Annotated in this window: 16 protein-coding genes and 1 pseudogene; 10 read left to right on the top strand and 7 right to left on the bottom strand. The window is 74.3% G+C overall.

Annotation, left to right across the window (positions count from 1 at the left end):
• Nucleotides 1–120: 120 nt before the first annotated feature.
• Complete coding sequence (locus tag ACFVGS_RS17435; RefSeq protein WP_384418193.1) at nucleotides 121–747, bottom strand: TetR/AcrR family transcriptional regulator; 627 nt, start codon at nucleotides 745–747, stop codon at nucleotides 121–123.
• 221 nt (nucleotides 748–968) lie between these two features.
• On the opposite strand from ACFVGS_RS17435, the gene ACFVGS_RS17430 reads away from it, so the two are divergent.
• From ACFVGS_RS17430 to ACFVGS_RS17415, 4 genes are all read left to right on the top strand, one after another.
• The gene (locus ACFVGS_RS17430) at nucleotides 969–3,503 is read left to right on the top strand and encodes an FHA domain-containing protein (protein ID WP_385692944.1); all 2,535 of its coding nucleotides are present in this window, start codon (nucleotides 969–971) and stop codon (nucleotides 3,501–3,503) included.
• A 6-nt stretch (nucleotides 3,504–3,509) separates the two neighbouring features.
• A complete protein-coding gene (locus tag ACFVGS_RS17425; protein ID WP_385692943.1) occupies nucleotides 3,510–4,655 on the top strand; it encodes a hypothetical protein in 1,146 nt (381 codons plus the stop codon).
• Nucleotides 4,652–5,737, top strand: a complete 1,086-nt coding sequence (locus ACFVGS_RS17420; RefSeq protein ID WP_385692942.1) for a serine/threonine-protein kinase — start codon at nucleotides 4,652–4,654, stop codon at nucleotides 5,735–5,737. Before ACFVGS_RS17425 ends, ACFVGS_RS17420 begins: the two co-directional genes overlap by 4 nt.
• Nucleotides 5,738–5,829: 92 nt before the next feature.
• The gene (locus ACFVGS_RS17415; protein WP_385692941.1) at nucleotides 5,830–6,531 is read left to right on the top strand and encodes a hypothetical protein; all 702 of its coding nucleotides are present in this window, start codon (nucleotides 5,830–5,832) and stop codon (nucleotides 6,529–6,531) included.
• A gap of 52 nt (nucleotides 6,532–6,583) precedes the next feature.
• Here ACFVGS_RS17415 and ACFVGS_RS17410 read toward each other — a convergent pair whose 3' ends face one another.
• Entirely contained in the window at nucleotides 6,584–7,924 is a 1,341-nt protein-coding gene (locus ACFVGS_RS17410; protein WP_385692940.1) for a streptophobe family protein, read from the bottom strand.
• 189 nt (nucleotides 7,925–8,113) lie between these two features.
• On the opposite strand from ACFVGS_RS17410, the gene ACFVGS_RS17405 reads away from it, so the two are divergent.
• On the top strand, nucleotides 8,114–9,469 hold the full coding sequence (locus ACFVGS_RS17405; RefSeq protein ID WP_385692939.1) for a DUF6777 domain-containing protein: 1,356 nt from the start codon (nucleotides 8,114–8,116) through the stop codon (nucleotides 9,467–9,469).
• Here the strand turns inward: ACFVGS_RS17405 and ACFVGS_RS17400 are convergent.
• Nucleotides 9,454–9,633 carry a hypothetical protein gene (locus ACFVGS_RS17400; protein WP_384423316.1) on the bottom strand — a complete coding sequence of 60 codons (180 nt, stop codon included), beginning with the start codon at nucleotides 9,631–9,633 and terminating at the stop codon, nucleotides 9,454–9,456. The two genes, ACFVGS_RS17405 and ACFVGS_RS17400, sit on opposite strands and share 16 nt — an antisense overlap.
• Nucleotides 9,634–9,725: 92 nt before the next feature.
• On the opposite strand from ACFVGS_RS17400, the gene ACFVGS_RS17395 reads away from it, so the two are divergent.
• Together ACFVGS_RS17395 and ACFVGS_RS17390 are read left to right on the top strand one after the other, a co-directional pair.
• Nucleotides 9,726–11,207 carry a PLP-dependent aminotransferase family protein gene (locus ACFVGS_RS17395; RefSeq protein WP_385692938.1) on the top strand — a complete coding sequence of 494 codons (1,482 nt, stop codon included), beginning with the start codon at nucleotides 9,726–9,728 and terminating at the stop codon, nucleotides 11,205–11,207.
• A gap of 62 nt (nucleotides 11,208–11,269) precedes the next feature.
• Entirely contained in the window at nucleotides 11,270–11,773 is a 504-nt protein-coding gene (locus ACFVGS_RS17390; RefSeq protein WP_385692937.1) for an FBP domain-containing protein, read from the top strand.
• Between the two features lie 100 nt (nucleotides 11,774–11,873).
• On the opposite strand, the gene ACFVGS_RS17385 is transcribed toward ACFVGS_RS17390, so the two are convergent.
• On the bottom strand, nucleotides 11,874–13,067 hold the full coding sequence (locus tag ACFVGS_RS17385) for an acyl-CoA dehydrogenase family protein (protein ID WP_384423309.1): 1,194 nt from the start codon (nucleotides 13,065–13,067) through the stop codon (nucleotides 11,874–11,876).
• Between the two features lie 157 nt (nucleotides 13,068–13,224).
• Here ACFVGS_RS17385 and ACFVGS_RS17380 point away from each other — a divergent pair, with 157 nt between their 5' ends.
• The 3 genes from ACFVGS_RS17380 to ACFVGS_RS17370 all read left to right on the top strand — a co-directional run bounded on the left by ACFVGS_RS17380 (nucleotide 13,225) and on the right by ACFVGS_RS17370 (nucleotide 16,270).
• Nucleotides 13,225–14,664 carry a CaiB/BaiF CoA transferase family protein gene (locus tag ACFVGS_RS17380; protein WP_384423307.1) on the top strand — a complete coding sequence of 480 codons (1,440 nt, stop codon included), beginning with the start codon at nucleotides 13,225–13,227 and terminating at the stop codon, nucleotides 14,662–14,664.
• Nucleotides 14,661–15,326, top strand: a complete 666-nt coding sequence (locus ACFVGS_RS17375) for a GntR family transcriptional regulator (protein ID WP_384423305.1) — start codon at nucleotides 14,661–14,663, stop codon at nucleotides 15,324–15,326. Before ACFVGS_RS17380 ends, ACFVGS_RS17375 begins: the two co-directional genes overlap by 4 nt.
• A 335-nt stretch (nucleotides 15,327–15,661) precedes the next feature.
• Nucleotides 15,662–16,270, top strand: a complete 609-nt coding sequence (locus ACFVGS_RS17370; protein WP_384423303.1) for a CBS domain-containing protein — start codon at nucleotides 15,662–15,664, stop codon at nucleotides 16,268–16,270.
• A gap of 177 nt (nucleotides 16,271–16,447) precedes the next feature.
• Here ACFVGS_RS17370 and ACFVGS_RS17365 read toward each other — a convergent pair whose 3' ends face one another.
• From ACFVGS_RS17365 to ACFVGS_RS17355, 3 genes and pseudogenes are all read right to left on the bottom strand, one after another.
• A complete protein-coding gene (locus tag ACFVGS_RS17365; RefSeq protein ID WP_384423622.1) occupies nucleotides 16,448–16,747 on the bottom strand; it encodes a DUF1876 domain-containing protein in 300 nt (99 codons plus the stop codon).
• A gap of 194 nt (nucleotides 16,748–16,941) precedes the next feature.
• Nucleotides 16,942–17,724 (bottom strand): SAM-dependent methyltransferase, encoded by a 783-nt coding sequence (locus ACFVGS_RS17360; RefSeq protein ID WP_384423623.1) that lies wholly within the window; start codon nucleotides 17,722–17,724, stop codon nucleotides 16,942–16,944.
• Between the two features lie 203 nt (nucleotides 17,725–17,927).
• A pseudogene (locus ACFVGS_RS17355) lies at nucleotides 17,928–18,035 on the bottom strand (ABC transporter permease); the annotation flags it as partial.

Genomic DNA, 18,035 nt, shown 5'->3' with positions numbered 1-18,035 from the left:
CAAGCGCTTTCCGCCTCGACCGTAGCCAGCGGGAACGGGCTGCCGCAAGATCCCGGCCCGCGTCGGAACGCGCCGGATGTCCGGCGTGCCGTCTCCGCGAGGCCGCGTCCTGAGCCGGCGCTACGCCTGGTCCGGATGCTCCGTGGGCCTGGTGACCGACTCCAACAGGGGTGCCAGGAAGTCCCGTTCGAGGGTTCCGGGCGGGAGCTCGGCCGGCTCCACATAGCTCTGGGCGAGACCGCCCTCGCGCAGGGCGACGACCAGTCGGGCGAACCGGTCGGTGTCCACGGTGAGTTCGCGTCCGGCGCGGCTCAGGACCAGCTCCAGGCCGCGGGCGATCTCGGCACGGAGCCGGGCGTCGTGCCGGGCGAGCACCCACGCCGCCTGCGGGTCGCGGATCGCGTGCAGCGTGAACTCCGTGCTCACCAGGTACCAGTCGCGCTCGTCCGGCTCGACCCGCGAGGCGAGTCGGGCGAGCCGTTCGAGCGTGTAGTCCTCGGGCCCGAGCGCGTCGATCGCCTCGGCGAGGCGCCGGACGATCCGCTCGCCGTGCTCGTCGAAGAGGGCGAGGAAGAGCTCCTCCTTGCTGGCGAAGTTCGAGTAGTACGCGCCGCGCGTGAAGCCTGCGCGTTCGCAGATCTGCTCGATCGACGCGGCGTGGAACCCGTGCTCGGCGAAGGTCTCCAGGGCCGCCCGCAGGAGGGCCGCGCGGGTGCGGGGACGGCTCTGGGTGACACCTTTCGGCACGGGTGGGCTCCTCCTCGTTCGCGGTCGCGCGCCCGCCGCGGCCCTGCCGGGTCGCGCGCGTGAGTCGTCGCGGTGGCACTTTCCCGGCCGATGCCCGGGTCGGACCGGGCCCGGATCCGGGCCCTGGCCGGCCGCCCACGATACCGGCGGGGCGTGCGGCTGCTGCCGGGCGGGCTTCCGCTCGCCCGGCGGGCGGCGGCGCGCGACGTTAAGATTCACGCATGGGAGAGCGGCCCGGCGCGCCCGCCGCGCCCGAACTGGTCCTCGAGATCAACGGGGACGCGACCGTGATGAACCCGGGCCGCGTCTATCGCATCGGACGCGACCCCACCAGCGATTTCGTCCTCGCCGACGCCCGGGCGTCCTGGCATCACGCGGTCCTGCGGGCGGTCAGCGGCCGGTGGACCCTCGAGGACGAGGGCAGTACCAACGGCACCTTCGCCGACGACCGCCGGGTGGCCCTCAGCACCGTCGGCCCCGGCACCGTCATCCGCTTCGGACATCCCCTGGACGGCCCCCGGGCCATGCTGCTCCCGGCGGGGCCGTCACCGGACCCACGAGACGCGCGGCAGGCACAGCCGTCACAGCAGGCGCCCCCGGTCGCGCCCCCTGAGCCGACGCCCGCGCCCGCGCCGGGGCCCTCGCCCACCGCGGAGCCCTCGCCGGAACCCTCGCCCGCCCCCCAGCCAGAGCCCGTACGGGCACCCGCTCCCCAGCCCGCGCCGGCGGCGAGCGCTCCGCCGCGCCCGTCCTCCGTCTCGTACCCCGGCCTCACCGGCACCTTCCGGCAGCCCACGTCCGTGCGGCCGCTGCCGGCCCGCAGCATCCGCATCGGCCGCGCGCCCGACAACGACCTCGTCGTCGACGACCTGACCGTCTCGCGCCGGCACGCCGAGCTGCGGGCGGCGCCGGACGGCACGTACTGGATCCGCGACCTCGGCAGCCACAACGGCACCTTCCTCAACGGCCGTCCGATCGGCGAGGCCCGGGTGACCGCCGAGGACATCGTCGGCATCGGCCACCGCGCCTACTGCCTGATCGGCGGCAACCTGGTCGAGTTCACCGACACCGGCGAGGTCTCCCTCGACGTGCAACGGCTCGCCGTGACCGTCGACCACGGCCGCAAGACCCTCCTCGAGGACGTGTCCTTCCCCGTCGGGCAGAAGTGCCTGCTCGCGGTCGTCGGCCCGTCCGGCGCGGGCAAGTCGACCCTGCTCGGCGCGCTCACCGGCCAGCGGCCCGCCGACCGCGGCACCGTCCTCTACGACGGCCGCGACCTCTACCGGGACTACGCGGAGCTGCGCCAGCGCATCGGCCTGGTCCCGCAGGACGACATCCTGCACCTCCAGCTCACCGTCCGCAGAGCCCTGGGTTACGCCGCCGAGCTGCGCTTCCCCGAGGACACGGCTCCCGCGGAACGGCGGGCCCGGGTCGACGAGGTGATCGGAGAGCTGGGCCTGGAGGAGCGGGCCGGGCAGCCGATCCACAGCCTCTCCGGCGGCCAGCGCAAACGCGTGAGCGTGGCCCTGGAACTGCTGACGAAACCCTCGTTGCTCTTCCTCGACGAGCCGACCTCCGGCCTCGACCCCGGCATGGACCGCTCGGTGATGCACATGCTGCGCGGCCTCGCCGACGACGGGCGCACCGTCATCGTCGTCACCCACAGCGTGCTGAGCCTCGACGTGTGCGACCGGCTGCTCGTGCTCGCGCCCGGCGGCCGGGTCGCGTACTACGGTCCGCCCGCCGACAGCCTGGACTTCTTCGGCTTCGCGCAGTGGCCGGAGGCGTTCGAGGCCTTCGAGAACGACCGCGGACGCGACTGGGCGGGCCAGTACCGGACCTCGCGCTTCCAGCGGCAGTACATCGACGATCCTTCCGTACGGCCGGGACCGGCGCCGGTGGCCGGAGTGCCGCCGGAGCCGGCACCGCCGCCGAAGGCGCAGAGCTGGGGCGCCCAGCTCCGTACCCTCGTCCGGCGGTACGCGGCGGCACTGTCCGCCGACCGGACCTTCCTGGCCATCATGGTGGCGCTGCCCTTCGTCATGGGTGCCATGGCCCGGGCCCTGTCGGAGGGCAGCCTCAATCCCGAGTCGACGCTGAACGTGCTCCTGATCCTGTGCGTGGGCGGCGTCCTGACGGGCGCGGCGAACGCGGTGCGCGAGCTGGTGAAGGAGCGCACGATCTACCGCCGTGAGAGAGCCGTCGGCCTGTCCCGTTCCGCGTATCTGATGTCCAAGGTGACGGTCCTCGGTCTGATCACCGTGGTGCAGGCGGTGGTCCTGACGCTGGTGGCGCTGATCGGCGTGCCGTTGAACGTGCCGGGCGACGGCCAGGGCGTGCTGATGCCCCCGCTCGTGGAGCTGACCCTCGCCGTCGCGCTGCTCGCCTTCACCGCGATGATGCTCGGCCTGTTCGTCTCCGCCCTGGTGAGCAAGGAGGAGGTGACGATGCCGCTGCTCGTCCTCCTCGCCATCGTGCAGGTGGTGTTCTGCGGCGCGCTGCTGAAGGTGACGGGCACGCCCGTCCTGGAGCAGCTGGCGTGGCTGGTGCCGTCGCGGTGGGCGTTCGCGGCGATGGGCGCGACGATCGACATCGGCGCGACCGTGCCGGGCGAGAAGACCGCCGACCCGCTGATGGACCACTCCGTGGGCGTCTGGCTCTTCGACATGGGCATGCTGGTCGTGCTCTGTGTCGTCCTCGGTCTGGTGGTCGCCCGGCTGCTGCGCCGGCACGAGCCGGTCGTGATGCGGAGGTAGGAACCCGTGGTCTCTGCGGATGGCACGCCGGAGTACGTGCCGGGCTATGTCCCGGGGTACGTGCCGGAGTACGTGCCGGACTTCCGGCCCACGCACGTGGTGCCCCGCGACGGGCTGCCCGCCTGGGAGGCGCCCGACCCGACGCTGCCGACCGCGTCGCTGGACGCGTTCCTGCCGGTGCAGCTGACGGAGCGGGTGGGCGACTGGGGCCAGGTGCTGTGCTCCAACGGCTGGTCCGCGTGGGTCGACGCGCGGCTGCTCGTCTCCGTACCGGCGGATCCGCCGGCCGCGGGCGGCCCGGTGACCCGTACGGCCGACCCGCGCCCGCTGATCGCACGGGCCGAGGACGCGCTCGGGCGCTACCGGCGGGCCGCGGAGGAGCTGGCGGCGGGCCGGGTGGACGGCGAGACGTTCCGCCAGCGCACCCGCGGTCTGCGGGTGGGGATGGTCGTGGACGGCGAGTCGGTGTGGCTGTACGACGCGGAGCACGAGCGGTGGGTGTACTGCGACGGCATGGGGCTCCGTACGTACGCGGCCTCGTCGGGCCCGTCGGCGGCGGGCCGGCCGGCGGCTTCGGGCGCGGCAGCGGCTTCGGGCCCGCCGGCGGCAGGCCGGCCGGCGGCTGCAGGCCCGTCGGCGTCGGCGCCGACGCCGGGGTCCTCGCCGACGCCGGGGTCCTCGCCGACGCCGGGGTACGCGCCGACGCCGGTGGCCACGCCCACACCGGCGCCCGCGCCCGCGCCGACGTCCGCGGCCACGCCCGCCGGCTCCGCCGGGCGGCCGGCTGCCGCATCCGCTCCGGAACCGGCCTCGGAGCTCGTGCCCGAGGCCGAGCCCCGGTTCCGGACCCAGGCCCGGGCGCAGGCCCGGCCCGAGGACCCGGCCGAGGCGGAGCCCGGGTTCGTGCCCGCCGTCGACGTCGGGCACGAGCCGACCCAGGTGGTGCCCCAGCTCGTCCAGGACGCTCTCCGGGGCCCCGGGACGGGTCCCTGGGCGGGCGCCGCGGAGGGGCCGGACGCCACCAGGGTCGTGTCGGAGCCGCCGGCACAGGAACGGGCCGACACGCAGGCAAACGCCGGCGCGGAGGCGGAGGCGGAAGCGCGGGTGGAGGAGGAAGCGCCGGAGCCGGACGGGCGGGGTGAGGGCCGATGACGCCGGCGACGCCCGCGGCCGGGGCGGACGGGGCGGGCAGGGCGGACGGGCGCGGCGATCCGGGTACGGACCCGGCGCCCCACCCGACGACGCATCCCGGGCTCCCCGCCGCCGGCCGTGACTCGGGGCTGCTCGGCAAGCGGATCGCCGGCTACCTGGTGGAGCAGGAGATCGGGCGCGGCGGCATGGCGGTGGTCTACCGGGCCTTCGACGTCAAGCTGGAGCGCACGGTGGCGCTGAAGCTGCTCGCTCCGGAACTGGCCCGCAACGACACCTTCCGCAAGCGCTTCGCGCACGAGTCGCGGGTGGCCGCCGCCATCGACCATCCGCACATCGTGCCGGTCTTCGAGGCGGGCGAGACGGAGGGCGTGCTGTACATCGCGATGCGTTACGTGCCGGGGCAGGACCTGCGGGCGCTCCTCGACCGGGAGGGGCCGCTGGCCCCGGTGCCGGCGGGCCGGATCGCGACCCAGGTGGCCTCCGCCCTGGACGCCGCGCACGCGCACGACCTGGTGCACCGGGACGTGAAGCCGGGCAACATCCTGGTGGCCGAGGGCACGGACCGGGACCACCCGGAGCACGTGTATCTGACCGACTTCGGGCTGACGAAGAAGTCGCTGTCGCTGACCGGGTTCACCACGGTCGGGCAGTTCGTCGGCACCCTGGACTACGTGGCGCCCGAGCAGATCTCCGGCAAGCCGGTGGACGGGCGCTGTGACGTGTACAGCCTGGCCTGCGTGGTCTTCGAGACGCTGACGGGCGTGCCGCCGTTCCGCAGGGACGACGACATGGCGCTGCTGTGGGCCCACCAGTACGACCCGCCGCCGCCCCTGTCGGAGGAGAGGCCGGGACTGCCGGAGGCGGCGGACGAGGTGTTCGCCGTCGCGCTGGCGAAGTCTCCGGACGAGCGCTACGGCACGTGTCTGGAGTTCGTGACGGAGCTCCGCGCGGCCCTGGCACGGGAGGCGGGCACCGGCGGCACCGGCCGGACGGGCCGGGCGCGGAGCGACGAGTGGCGGCCCACTCCCCCGCCGGAGCCCCCGGCATGGGCACGGCCGGTGTTCCGGTCGCTGGGGCCGTGACGGCGAGCGTACGGATCATGTTTGCGCGCCGGCCGGGCCGCTGCGATCATCCGGTGACGCCGAGGGGATGATCGGCGAACAGGGGGGGAATCATGCGTGAGGGAGATCGTGGCGCCGTTCTGCGCGTCGCCGCTGCTCGTGTCGCCGTCGGTGGCGCGCTGCTGGCCATGGCCCTGACGGGCTGTTCCGGCGGGTCCGGCGGGTCCGGGAAGGACCGGTCGGCCGGCGCCGGGACGCCCGCGGCTTCTTCGCCCGCGCCCACGCCGTCGCGGCCGTCCCGCGCGGAGGTCGCCCAGCGGACCGGCGCGCTGCTGACCAGGACGCTCGGTTCCGGGGAGGCGGAGGACGTCGCGGGCCCGGGCGGGCTGATGCTGGTCGACGCGTGGTCGAGCGGCCAGGCCGAGTACGTGTGGGAGACGGCGGACGGGCGGCTGTGCCACGCCACGGTCGGCCCCCAGGTCGTCGGCGTGCGGGCGTGCCTGACGGAGCCGCACCAACCGCCCCTCGCGAAGTCGGGCGGGACCAGCGGCCTCTTCACCTCGTTCGCCGGGGGCTGGGGGCGGATCTTCGCCGTCGACCACGCGAAGGTGACGGCCGCGAGCTGTGGCGGCGAGCCCGTCAAGGTCATCCCGATCGGCACGGTCGCGGACGACGCCCGCACCCTGTACGCCGTGTGGTTCCCGGACTACACCAAGGGCGAGATCCTGCTGACGCTGCAGCGCGGCGACAAGACGTCCCAGGAGCCCTTCACGCTCGGCGACAGCGGCGACGACTCCTGCGCAGCGACTCCCTAGGGACTGGCCCCCCAGGGGTGCCTCGCCGGCCCGGCCCTCAGGGGTGCCTCGCCTAGCCCTTGTCCGCCGGGACCTCGCCGCGCCGCTGGACGCGGCTCGCGAGCAGCGCGCCCAGGAAGCCGGTCACCAGCCCCCAGAGCAGGGCCAGGCCGACGATCTTCCAGATGTGCGGCCGGAGCACGACGTCGGCGCCGAGCGCCCCGAGGTCGCCGATCCCGAGGATCGAGAGGCCGAAGCTCGCCTCGACGTTCGTGAGCGGGGCGACCACGAGCATGGTGACGGCGAAGGCGGCTCCGACGTGGACGGCGTGGCGCCAGAGCGGGACGCCGGCGGGCGAGCGGACGGCGGCGAGGAAGGCGGCGGCGAGGACGAGGACCGCCGCGATCGGCAGCAGCCACCAGGCGCGCCCGTCGTAGGCGGCGAGAGCGGACAGGTCGACGGTCGACAGGTCCTTGCCGCCGTCGCCGCCGCGCAGCACGGAATCGAGGGTCTGGGGCATCGGCAGGCCGAACGGGCCCTCGGCCCGGCCCTCCCAGGAGCCGCCGATGCCGATGCCGAGCGCGAGCCACGCCACGTTGGGCAGGCCGAGCAGCAGCACGGCGAAGGTCTCGGCGGCATGCCCCTTCGTGGCGGCGACCACCAGTCCGATGACCAGGGCGACGAACACGTACGCGAGGAGCAGGAGCAGCATCGCGGAGGCCGCGGGCCGTACGGCCTGGTGGTGGCGGACGAGCCGGGGCGGAAGCGGCGTGCGGCGGGAGACGAGCAGGGCGACGACGAGGACGCCGAGGATCCACAGCAGTCCGTAGAAGAGCGTGGGTCCGACGTCCGTGGTGAAGCCGACCGAGGGATCCGTCGCGTCCAGGAGGTCCTTGAAGAGATCGCCGAGGTCCCCGGTGTCCTCGGAGGTGCCGCCGCCGAGGCTGATCGGGAAGTCGTGCCGGGCCAGCGCGGACAGCCCGCCGAGCCCGGCGAGCCAGAGCACGACGGTGGGCACGGCGAGGGCGAGGAGTGCGCGGGCGGGAGCGACGGCGTGGTGGCGCAGCGGGCGCAGGAAGAGGCTTCCGGTGACGAGTGCGCCCACCAGGGTGACGGTGAGCGGCATGGCGCTGAGTTCGGCCTGGGTACCGGCGAGGGAGCCGGCCTCGCCGGAGAGCGAGACCTGGCCGCCTGTGGCCATCACGACGACCGCGGCGAGGACGGCGACGAACGCGCCGCTGCCTCCCGGCATGTCGGCCGCGCCGGCGGCCCAGAGTCCCAGGCCGGCGGTGAGGCACATCGCCGCGTAGCCGGCGACGACGGCGGCGAACGCCCACGCGACGGCGTGCGTCGCCTGCGCGGTGGCGGCGCCTGGCGCGGCCGTGCCGGGTGGGGTGGGGAGCCGGGTGCTCACCCTGCCCACGCTAATACCGGCGGCTTCCGACCGCTTGCGGACCGTCCTTCCGGCGGCCCGTCCGCTCGCGAGCCGTCGCCTGGGTCTGTCCGACCCTGACCGCCGGACAGGCCGTGGGCAGGCCGTCCGCTTGCGGGTGACCCCGGATCGGCGCACACAATGGGCGCGGAACGGAAGAAAGGGAAAAACGTGACTTCCCACCCGCCGTCCGGTCGGCCCTCAGTCCCTCCCAGCGGCCCGCCCTCGGGCCCCCTCTCGGGTCCCGGCACGCGCCCGGGCCAGACCCCTCCGCCACCGCCTCCCGGCCCTCCGCACGACGGCTCGGGCGGCGGCGGGGGTGGCCGTGGCGGCGGTCCGGGCGGCCCCGGCGGCGGTACGGGAGGAGGCGCGGCGCCCGGCGGTGGCGGCGGAGGCCCGTGGTGGCGTTCCGTGCCCAAGGTCGCCTCGCTGACGGCGATCGTGGTGGCGGCGGTCGCCCTGGTCGTCGTCCTGACCACGCGGAACGGCGGGGACGGCGGCACCCAGGCCGGTTCGGGCGGCGGCGAGGTGTTCCTGCAGAACACCTCCGCGAGCGGCCCGGATCCCTTCACCCGCTCCACGGCCCGTACGGACGACTCCACCCTCTCGCCGCCGCCGCTGCCGAGCGCGACCGGCACGGCGGTCAACGTGGCGCGCAGCGTCACGGGGTCGACGCCGGGCCTGTACGGCGGCACGCACCGGACGGCGAGCTGCGACGTCGAGCAGCAGGTCCGCTTCCTGGCGGAGGAGCCGGCCAAGAACGCGGCCTTCGCCTCGGCCCTCGGCATCTCGGCCGATGAAGTGCCGGGCTATCTGCGCTCCCTGACCTCGCTTCAGCTGCGGGTGGACACCCGGGTGACCAACCACGGCTTCAGCGGCGGGAAGGCCACCTCGTACCAGTCGGTGCTCCAGGCGGGCACCGCGGTCCTGGTCGACGACCACGGCGTGCCGCGGGTGCGGTGCGCCTGCGGCAATCCGCTGGCGCCGCCGGTCGCCCAGCAGTCGCCGAAGCAGGTCGGTGCCGCGTGGCCGGGCTACCGGACGGGCAACGTGGTCGTCGTCCAGCCGTCCGTGACGGTGATCAACGTCTTCGTGGTCTACGACCCGCACACCGACAGCTGGATCGCCCGGAAGACCGGCGGCACGGGCCACCGCCACGACAAGCACACCACTCCCCCGCCGCCGCCCACGCCCACCCCGTCGAAGTCGACGTCTCCCTCGAAGTCGACGTCGACGTCCCCGTCGACCTCACCGTCGTCTCCCGTGCCGTGCGTGACGATCACGGGTACGGAGACCCCGACGCCCGTCAACGGCGTGACCCCCTCGCCGTGCCCTTCGACGCTCACCCCGACCACTCCGACCCCGTCCACGTCGACCCCGACCCCGTCGGACTCGACGCCTTCGGACACGACGCCGTCGACGCAGTCCTCGGGTCCCGAGTCGCAGCCCGCCACGGACCTGACCTCGTCGTCTTCCTCGTCCTCGCCACCCGCGCCGGGCGGGCCCGGCGGTCAGCCGCTGATCTGAGCGACCGGGTTCACGACCTCGGTGCCGCGCTGCCTGCGCCGCCGCACCCTCCGGCCGGTGCGCAGGGAGCGGAGGAAGGCCCCGAGGTCCCACGGTTCGGCGATCCGCTCCTCGGTGCGCCGCTGCCAGGTCCTCTCGTCGCGATCGGTGAAGTGTCCGGACATCTCGTCTGCTCCTCTCCTGGGCCACCAGGCCACTGACAGGGAGTCTGTAGCCTTATTGGCCTGGACAGCAGAGCCAATGAGGAGTGATTGGCATGGCAGAGGGCCGAGTGGTCCGTTCCGTGGTCACCGCGTCCGACCGCACCCTGAGCGGCCGTCAGCTGGCGGCCCTGCTCACGCCGCCCGCCGAGGGCCGCTTCGGTTACCGCGAACTGGCCCGGGCGGTGCGGCAGGCCCTGCTCGACGGACGGGTCGCGCTGCGGATGCGGCTGCCCGCCGAGCGCGAGCTCGCGGTGGCGCTCGGGGTGAGCAGGACGACGGTCACCGCCGCGTACGACCTGCTGCGCGAGAGCGGTTACGCGCACAGCCGGCAGGGCGCGGGCACCTGGACGGCGCTCCCCGACGGCCAGTCGCCGATCGGTCCGGCCGCGCTGCACGGCGACTCCGGCGCCGTGATCGACCTCGCCCTCGCCGCACCCGAGGCGCCGGCGGACCTGGTGGCGCAGGCCCTCTCCGAGGCCGCCGCCGAGCTGCCGCGCTACACGACGACCCAGGGCTACCACCCGTACGGGATCCCCGAGTTGCGTGCCGCGATCGCCGCGCGGTACACGGCACGCGGCCTGCCCACGCGCCCCGAGCAGATCCTCGTGACCACGGGCGCCCAGCAGGCGCTCGCACTGGCCCTCGCGCTGCTCGGCGGCCCGGGCGACCGGGTCCTGGCGGAGAACCCCTCGTACACCAACGCCCTGGACGCGATGCGCGGCCACCGGATGCGGATCACCCCGGTACCGGTCACCGAGGCGGGCTGGGACAGCGGGCTCGTCGACGCGGCGCTGCGGCAGACGGCGCCGCGGCTCGCCTATCTCATCCCGGACTTCCACAACCCGACGGGCCGTCTGATGCCGGAGGAACAGCGGCGCGAGGTGGCGCAGGCGGCCCGGGCCACCGGCACGTGGCTGGTGGTGGACGAGACGCTGGCCGACATCGCCCTGGACGTGCCGGCGCCCCGGCCGTTCGCGGCGTCGGCCGGTCCGGGCACCGGGGAGCAGATCATCAGTGTCGGCTCCCTCAGCAAGAGCTGCTGGGGCGGACTGCGGGTCGGCTGGGCGCGGGCTTCCTCGCGGGTGGTCACCGAGCTGGCGCGGGTACGGATCACCCACGACCTCGCCGGCTCGGTGCTCGACCAGCTGGTCGCCGTCGCCCTGATGGACCGGATCGATCCGCTGCTGCCCGGACGGGCGGCGGAGCTGCGGCGGCGCCGGGAGGCGCTGGTGTCCGCGCTCGCCCGGCACGTGCCGGAGTGGCGGTGGACGCTTCCGCCGGGCGGGCTCTGCCTGTGGATCGACCTCGGCCGCCCCTTCGCCTCGCAGCTCGCGGCGCGGGCCCTCCGGCACGGGGTGCGGGTCGAGGGCGGTGCCCGCTTCGGGGTGGATCCCGGGACCCACGAGCACCGGCTGCGGATCCCGTACGCGCTGCCGGCCGAGGTGTACGAGACGGCGGCGGAGCGGCTCGCGGCGGCCCTGGACGGCGCTCCGGCCCGGCTCGCGGACCCGCACCTGCCGGACTGGGTGGCCTGAGGCGGGGCCCGGGCGCCCGATAATCGGATGCCCAGGGCAAGCACTCCGGTTACGGTCGCCTGGTGGAACCACTGACCGACAAAGAGATCCGGTCGTCCTTCGTGAACTGTACGAAGGGCGACGCGGCCCGCATGAAGCTGCCGCTCGACTTCGCCGAACTCCCCTGGGAGGACCTGGACTTCCTGGGCTGGGTCGACCCGGGCGCGCCGCTGCGCGCCCACCTGGTCGTACCGCGCCCCGAGGGCCTCGTCGGCATCACGCTGCGGGTGCCGGCGGTGGGCCGCACCAGCGCGATGAAGTCCAGCATGTGCCAGATCTGCCTGACCTCGCACGCCTCCTCCGGCGTGACCCTGCTCGCCGCGCCGCTGGCGGGCGCGCGGGGCCGCGAGGGCAACACGGTGGGCACCTACATCTGCGCCGACCTCGCCTGCCCGCTGTACGTGCGGGGCAGGCGGCAGCCGAAGCTGCGCGGCCGGCGCCACGAGGAGTCCCTGACCCTGGAGGAGCAGGTCGCCCGGATGAAGGGCAACCTCGACGCCTTCGTGGACCGGGTGACGGCAGGCTAGGGCCTGTCCGGCGGATCAGGGCCGGACACGACCCGGGGACCGTTTTCCGGATCAGGGCCGGATGGGGCCGCCGCGACGGCTCAGGGGCGGGGGCGGCAGGTCAGCGGAAGGCCTGCTCGCCGGTGAGCGCCTTGCCGATGACCAGGGAGTGCACCTCGCTGGTGCCCTCGTAGGTGAGGACCGACTCCAGGTTGTTGGCGTGGCGCAGCACCGGGTACTCCAGGGTGATGCCGTTGGCGCCGAGGATGGTGCGGCATTCGCGGGCGACGGCGATGGCCTCGCGGACGTTGTTCAGCTTTCCGAGGCTGATCTGCTCGGGGGCGAGCGTGCCGGCGTCCTTCAGCCGGCCGAGGTGGACGGCGAGCAGCATGCCCTTGCCGAGCTCCAGCGACATGTCGGCGAGCTTCTGCTGCGTCAGCTGGTACGAGGAAAGCGGCCGCGCGAAGACCGTGCGGTCGCCCGCGTACGAGATCGCCGTCTCCAGGCAGTCCCGGGCGGCGCCGAGGGCGCCGAAGACGATGCCGAAGCGCGCCTCGTTGAGGCAGCCGAGCGGGCCGGAGAGGCCTCGGGCGCCGGGCAGCATCGCGTCGGCGGGCAGCCGCACGTCCTCCATGACCAGTTCGCTGGTGACGCTGGCGCGCAGGGAGAGCTTCTGCTTGATCTCGGGCGCGCTGAAGCCGGGGGTGTCCGTGGGCACGACGAAGCCGCGGACACCGTCCTCGGTGCGGGCCCAGACGACGGCGACGTCGGCGACCGAGCCGTTGGTGATCCACATCTTGGTGCCGTTGAGCACCCAGTCGGCGCCGTCGCGCTTGGCGTTGGTGCGCATGGCGCCCGGGTCGGAGCCGGCGTCCGGCTCGGTCAGGCCGAAGCAGCCGATGTACTCGCCGGCCGCCATGCCGGGCAGCCAGCGCTGCTTCTGCTCCTCGGAGCCGAACTTCCAGATCGCGTACATGGCGAGCGAGCCCTGCACGGAGACCAGCGAGCGCAGGCCGGAGTCGACGGCCTCCAGCTCCATGCACGCCAGGCCGTACGCCACCGCGTTGGTGCCCGCGCAGCCGTAACCCTCCAGGTGCATGCCGAGAACGCCGAGGCCGCCCAGGGTGCGGGCCAGCTCGCGGGCGGGGATGGCGCCCGCCTCGAACCACTCGGCGACGTGCGGGCGCAGCTCGCGGTCGGCGAGCGCCCGTACGGTGCGGCGGATCTCCCGCTCCTCGTCCGTCAGGAGCCCGTCGATCGCGAACAGGTCGAGCGGGTGGACGGGCGACGGATTCGGGGACTTCGGCGACTTCACGGACGGCCTCCTGGCGACAGTGACAACTCGGCGGGCCGCAGCCTAGCGGGAGATCGGATATTGGATCCAGTATTGAATATGCGATCACCGGGGCGTACGGTCCGGCGTGGACCGGCTGGATCCGACGGCCCCGAATCGGGCCACGAAGGAGAGCGGTATGCGGGCGGAACGGCCGGAAGGCCCTGCGGACGACGCCCTGCCGGCGAGGCCGGCAGAGGCTGCGGACGGCGTCCTGCCCGGGAGGGCGGAAGGGGCCTCGGAGGGCGACGCCCTGGCCGGTGGGCCGGCGGGGGCTTCGGATGTCGCCCAGGCCGGTGGGCCGGCAGGGGCTGCGCAGGGCGGCGCCCTGGCCGGGATCGTCGTGGCCGACTTCGGCCGGGTGCTCGCCGGCCCGTACATGACGATGCTCCTCGCGGACCTCGGCGCCGAGGTGATCAAGATCGAGCGTCCCGGTTCGGGCGACGACACGCGCGCGTGGGGCCCGCCCTTCGCCGACGGCCAGGCCACGTACTTCCTCGGCGTGAACCGCAACAAGCGCTCCGTCGCGCTCGATCTGGCCGACCCGGCGGACCTGGAGACCGCCCGGGCGATCGTCGACCGGGCCGACGTCCTCGTGGAGAACTTCCGCCCCGGCACCATGGACCGCCTCGGCCTCGGCTACGAGCGGGTACGGGCCACCAACCCCGGCCTCGTCTACTGCTCCGTGACCGGATTCGGCTCCGCCGAGGGCGCCGCGCTGCCCGGCTACGACCTGCTCGTGCAGGCCATGGGCGGGCTGATGAGCGTCACCGGTGAGCCCGGCGGCCCCGGCACCAAGGCGGGTGTCGCGCTCGTGGACGTCATCACCGGCCTCCACGCGGGACTCGGCGTCCTGGCCGCGCTGCGCCACCGCGAGCGGACCGGCGAGGGGCAGCGGATCGAGGTCTCGCTGCTGACCTCCCTGCTCTCCGCGCTCACCAACCAGGCCTCGGCCCACCTCGCCGCCGGCGTCGTACCGCGCGCCCTGGGCAACCGGCACCCCAGCATCACCCCGTACGAGGTGTTCGAGGCGAGCGACCGCCCGCTCGTGCTCGCCGTCGGCAACGACCGCCAGTTCCGCGCCCTGTGCGAACGGATCGGCAGTCCCGGCCTCGCCGACGACCCCCGCTTCGCCACCAACACCGCCCGCGTCGCCCACCGGGAGGAGCTGGCCGCAGCGCTGTCCGGGCGGCTCGCGGCGCGCACCGCCGACGACTGGTTCGAGGAGCTGACCGCGGCCGGCGTGCCCTGCGGCCCGATCAACGACCTGTCCGGCGCCTTCGCGCTGGCCGACCGGCTCGGGCTCGGCCCGCGCGTCCCGGAGGAGGCCGCCGGGCCGGGGCAGGTGGCCCACCCCGTCACCTTCGGCGCCACGCCCGCCGCGTACCGCTCCGCTCCCCCGCGCCTCGGCGAGCACACCGCGGAGGTCCTGGCGGAGCTGGGGTCGAAGGGGCGTGGAGCGGTGGAGCCCGGCGAGGGACAGCTCGGAGAGGCAGGGATCGGAGAGGCAGAGATCGGGCAGGCGGGGCTCGGGCAGGCGAGGCTCGGGCAGGGAGAGTTCGAAGGGACACGGCGATGAGCGGCGCGGTGGAGAGGCGGCGGCCGCCGACCGCCCAGCAGTTCGTCCTGGAGGAACTGCGACGCGCCATCACCACCGGGGAGTTGCGGCCCGGCGACCCGATCCGGCAGGACTCCCTCGCCGCGCGGCTCGACGTGAGCCGGGTCCCGCTGCGGGAGGCGCTGAAGACCCTGGAGGCCGAGGGCCTGGTGGTGCACCACGTCCACCGGGGTTATTTCGTCGCCGAGTTGTCCATGGCGGACCTGGAGGAGATCTACCGGATCCGGCAGCTCCTGGAGACGGAGGCCGTCCGCGCCGCGCTCGGCCGGATGCCGGACGGGCTGACCGACACCCTGGAGCAGATCCAGGAGGAGGTCGAACGGGCGGCCGGCACGGGCGACGTCACGGCCATGGCCGAGGCCAACCGGCGCTTCCACTTCGCCCTGATCGAGGCCTCCGTCATGCCGCGCCTGGTGCGGCTGATCGCCACCCTGTGGGACGCCACCGACGCGTACCGCGCGCTCTACTACGCCGAGGACCCGCACCGTGAGCAGGCGGTCCACGAGCACCGGGCGGTCATCTCGGCGGTGTCCGAGGGCGACGCGGCGGCGGCGGTGCGATGGCTCGACGAGCACCGCGACCACGCGGTGGCGGCGCTGCGCGAGGTGCTCGACCTGGCCTGAGCACCCGCGCACCCGCACACGCCGGGCGAGTTCGCCCGACTGTAGGCCGTACGGACGCCAACGGCGTTACTCGTACGGCCCGACGGCCATCTCGGCGCGCGGCTCTCGCCGTCCGCGACGGCCGGGCTCGACGCGTGTCTGCCGGGAGTCTTCGGCGGCTGAGCGGGCGGGCTCGGGTCCGGCAGGTCTCGCGCCGTCAGTCCCGGACCACGTGTTCGACCTGCCACGGCCGGCCGAGCCGAGGGGCCCGGCCCCGGATTCCCGCCCCCCGGGACCCCCGACCGACATCCGTGAGGGATCATGGACAAAGGAGCCGAGAAGGGACGGGACGAACGATGAGGCACCGCAGTGTCGCCGACCTCATGACGCCGACCGCGATCGCGGTGCAGCCGGGCACTCCCTTCAAGGAGATCGCCCGGCTGCTCGACGAGTACGGCATCACGGCCGTGCCGGTCGTGGACGAGGCGAACCGGCCGGTGGGCGTGGTCTCCGAGGCGGACCTGCTCCGGCGCCACACCGCGAAGGACGGCCCCAGCACCGCCGAGGCCATGATGTCGAGCCCGGTGGTCACCGCCCGCCCCTCATGGACGGCGGTGGAGGCGGCCCGGCACATGGAACGGCACCGGGTGAAGCGGCTGCCGGTGGTGGACCCGGAGGGCCGGCTGATCGGCGTCCTCAGCCGCAGCGATCTGCTCCAGTTGTTCCTGCGGCGCGACCGGGCCATCCAGGAGGAGATCCTGGAGGACGTCGTGACCCGCATCCTGCGTCTGTCGCCCGCGTCCCTCCACATCGACGTGGCGGAGGGCCGGGTGACGCTGAGCGGCACCCTGCCGCGCAAGAGCCTCGCGCCGATCTTCGTACGCCTCTGCGAGGACGTGGACGGGGTCGTCGAGGTCGTGGACCGGCTCACCTACGAGGACGACGAGGAGAAGAGGCCGGGCTGAGCGGCCGCGGCCGCCGCCCCGTGGTCCCGGGGGCGGGCCGTCCGGAATCGGGCCGGTCGCGGAAGGACGGGACGGGCCGTCCGGGATTCAGGCCGGGCCGCAGGCGCCACGGCAGCGCCCGGCCCGCCGGTGCGCTCGGCACCGGCGGGCCGGGGCGGACTGCTGCGCGGCGGTCCGTCACTCGACCGCCTCCGGCCAGCCGTAGCCGGGGCCGGTGCGCCGCGGCACCGTGTCGGCGCCCACGGCCTCCATCTCCCGGTCGGCCTCCCTCATCAGCTTTCCGGCCAGATCCTTCATGGCCCGGCCCGCGGCGAGCTCGTCGCCGATGACCGGTACGTCCACGTCGGACGGGTTGCAGCGGGCGCTGCCGTGTCCGGTGAGGGTCGACGTGCCGGTGTCCAGGCGCGCCTCCGCCTTGGTCCTGCCGCCTTCCTCGACCAGATCCACGCCGACCTTCCACTCCAGGTGCCGTGTCATGGTCCGCCTCCTCGTACCCGCGACCACGCGGAAGCGCCGCGCGGCCCTTCTCCTCTCAGCATCCCGCTGCGGAGGGGTTCGCGCCACGGAGGGCACCCTGGCTCCCGGGCCTCACTCCCGGACCCTGCTCCTCAGGCAGTCGCGCGCGGCCGCGCCGGCGGCTACGGTCACGCCGTCGGCTGCGGCTTGTGCCGTCACTTGCGGCCGACGCCCCCGTACATCGCGACGTCGTCCGCCGGCGTCTCCGGCCGCCACGCCGAGCACGAGACGACGCCGGGCTCGAGCAGTTCCAGGCCGTCGAAGTAGCGGGTGACGGCGGCGGGGGTGCGCTGGGTGAGCCTGGGGGTGCCGTGCTCGTTCCAGAACGCGACCGCCGCGTCGACGTCCGGCATGTCGGGGTGCGTGACCGTGTGCGACAGGACGAGGTGGCTGCCGGGTGCGAGCGCGTCCATGAGGCGGCGGACGACGGCGTACGACTCCTCGTCGTCCTCGATGAAGATGACGACGCCGAGCAGCATCAGCGCGACCGGCTGCGAGAGGTCGAGCGTCTTCGAGGCGGCGGCGAGGATCGTGTCGACGTCCCTCAGGTCCGCGTCCAGGTAGTCCGTCCGGCCCTCGGGGGTCCCGACGAGCAGTGCGCGGGCGTGCGCGAGGACCAGCGGGTCGTTGTCGACGTACACGACCCGCGCGTCGGGGGCGACGCGCTGGGCGACCTCGTGGGTGTTGTCGGCGCTCGGCAGGCCGGTACCGATGTCCAGGAACTGCCGTATCCCCGCTTCGGAGGCCAGGTGGCGAACGGCTCGCCCCAGGAACAGCCGGTCCGCCTTCGCGTACTCCCCGATCCCGGGATGCAGCTGCCGGATCTGGTCACCGGCCTCCCGGTCGACGGGGTAGTTGTCCTTTCCGCCCGTCCAGTAGTTCCAGATCCGGGCGGTGTGGGGCCGGGACGTGTCGATGCGCGATTCGATGTCGGTCACCCCCTCAACGTAACCCAGCACATCGGCAACTCCCTTACGCTGCCGCCTCCTTGCCCTCTGTTGTTCACGTTCTCCCGGCTCGTGCCCACCTCCGCAGCGCGCATTCTGCGTTCCTCGGAATGCCGGGCGTGGCAGGCCGGTTGAGACGGCCACGGGTCATCTAGGCCCCGGCGGCCCTCGATGTGGCCGCCGGGTCCGCCCCGCTACTTCGGGTCCTCGTCGAACTTCGACGTGGACCAGAGGTAGCCGAGCACTGCGAGGCCGAGGCACCAGGCGGTGGCGAGCCAGCCGTTGTGGCCGATCTCGGTGCC

This window comes from Streptomyces sp. NPDC127114 (assembly GCF_042677525.1).
Taxonomy (GTDB): Bacteria; Actinomycetota; Actinomycetes; order Streptomycetales; family Streptomycetaceae; genus Streptomyces.
The sequence above is the reverse complement of the archived record's forward strand: the minus strand, read 5'-3'. Positions and strand labels throughout refer to the sequence as shown.

Coding starts and splice junctions, on each gene's coding strand:
- ACFVGS_RS17380 (WP_384423307.1), top strand. CDS start 13,225: ATGCGGGCGGAACGGCCGGAAGGCCCTGCGGACGACGCCCTGCCGGCG.
- ACFVGS_RS17415 (WP_385692941.1), top strand. CDS start 5,830: ATGCGTGAGGGAGATCGTGGCGCCGTTCTGCGCGTCGCCGCTGCTCGT.
- ACFVGS_RS17400 (WP_384423316.1), bottom strand. CDS start 9,633: ATGTCCGGACACTTCACCGATCGCGACGAGAGGACCTGGCAGCGGCGC.
- ACFVGS_RS17370 (WP_384423303.1), top strand. CDS start 15,662: ATGAGGCACCGCAGTGTCGCCGACCTCATGACGCCGACCGCGATCGCG.
- ACFVGS_RS17420 (WP_385692942.1), top strand. CDS start 4,652: ATGACGCCGGCGACGCCCGCGGCCGGGGCGGACGGGGCGGGCAGGGCG.
- ACFVGS_RS17395 (WP_385692938.1), top strand. CDS start 9,726: ATGGCAGAGGGCCGAGTGGTCCGTTCCGTGGTCACCGCGTCCGACCGC.
- ACFVGS_RS17430 (WP_385692944.1), top strand. CDS start 969: ATGGGAGAGCGGCCCGGCGCGCCCGCCGCGCCCGAACTGGTCCTCGAG.
- ACFVGS_RS17375 (WP_384423305.1), top strand. CDS start 14,661: ATGAGCGGCGCGGTGGAGAGGCGGCGGCCGCCGACCGCCCAGCAGTTC.
- ACFVGS_RS17365 (WP_384423622.1), bottom strand. CDS start 16,747: ATGACACGGCACCTGGAGTGGAAGGTCGGCGTGGATCTGGTCGAGGAA.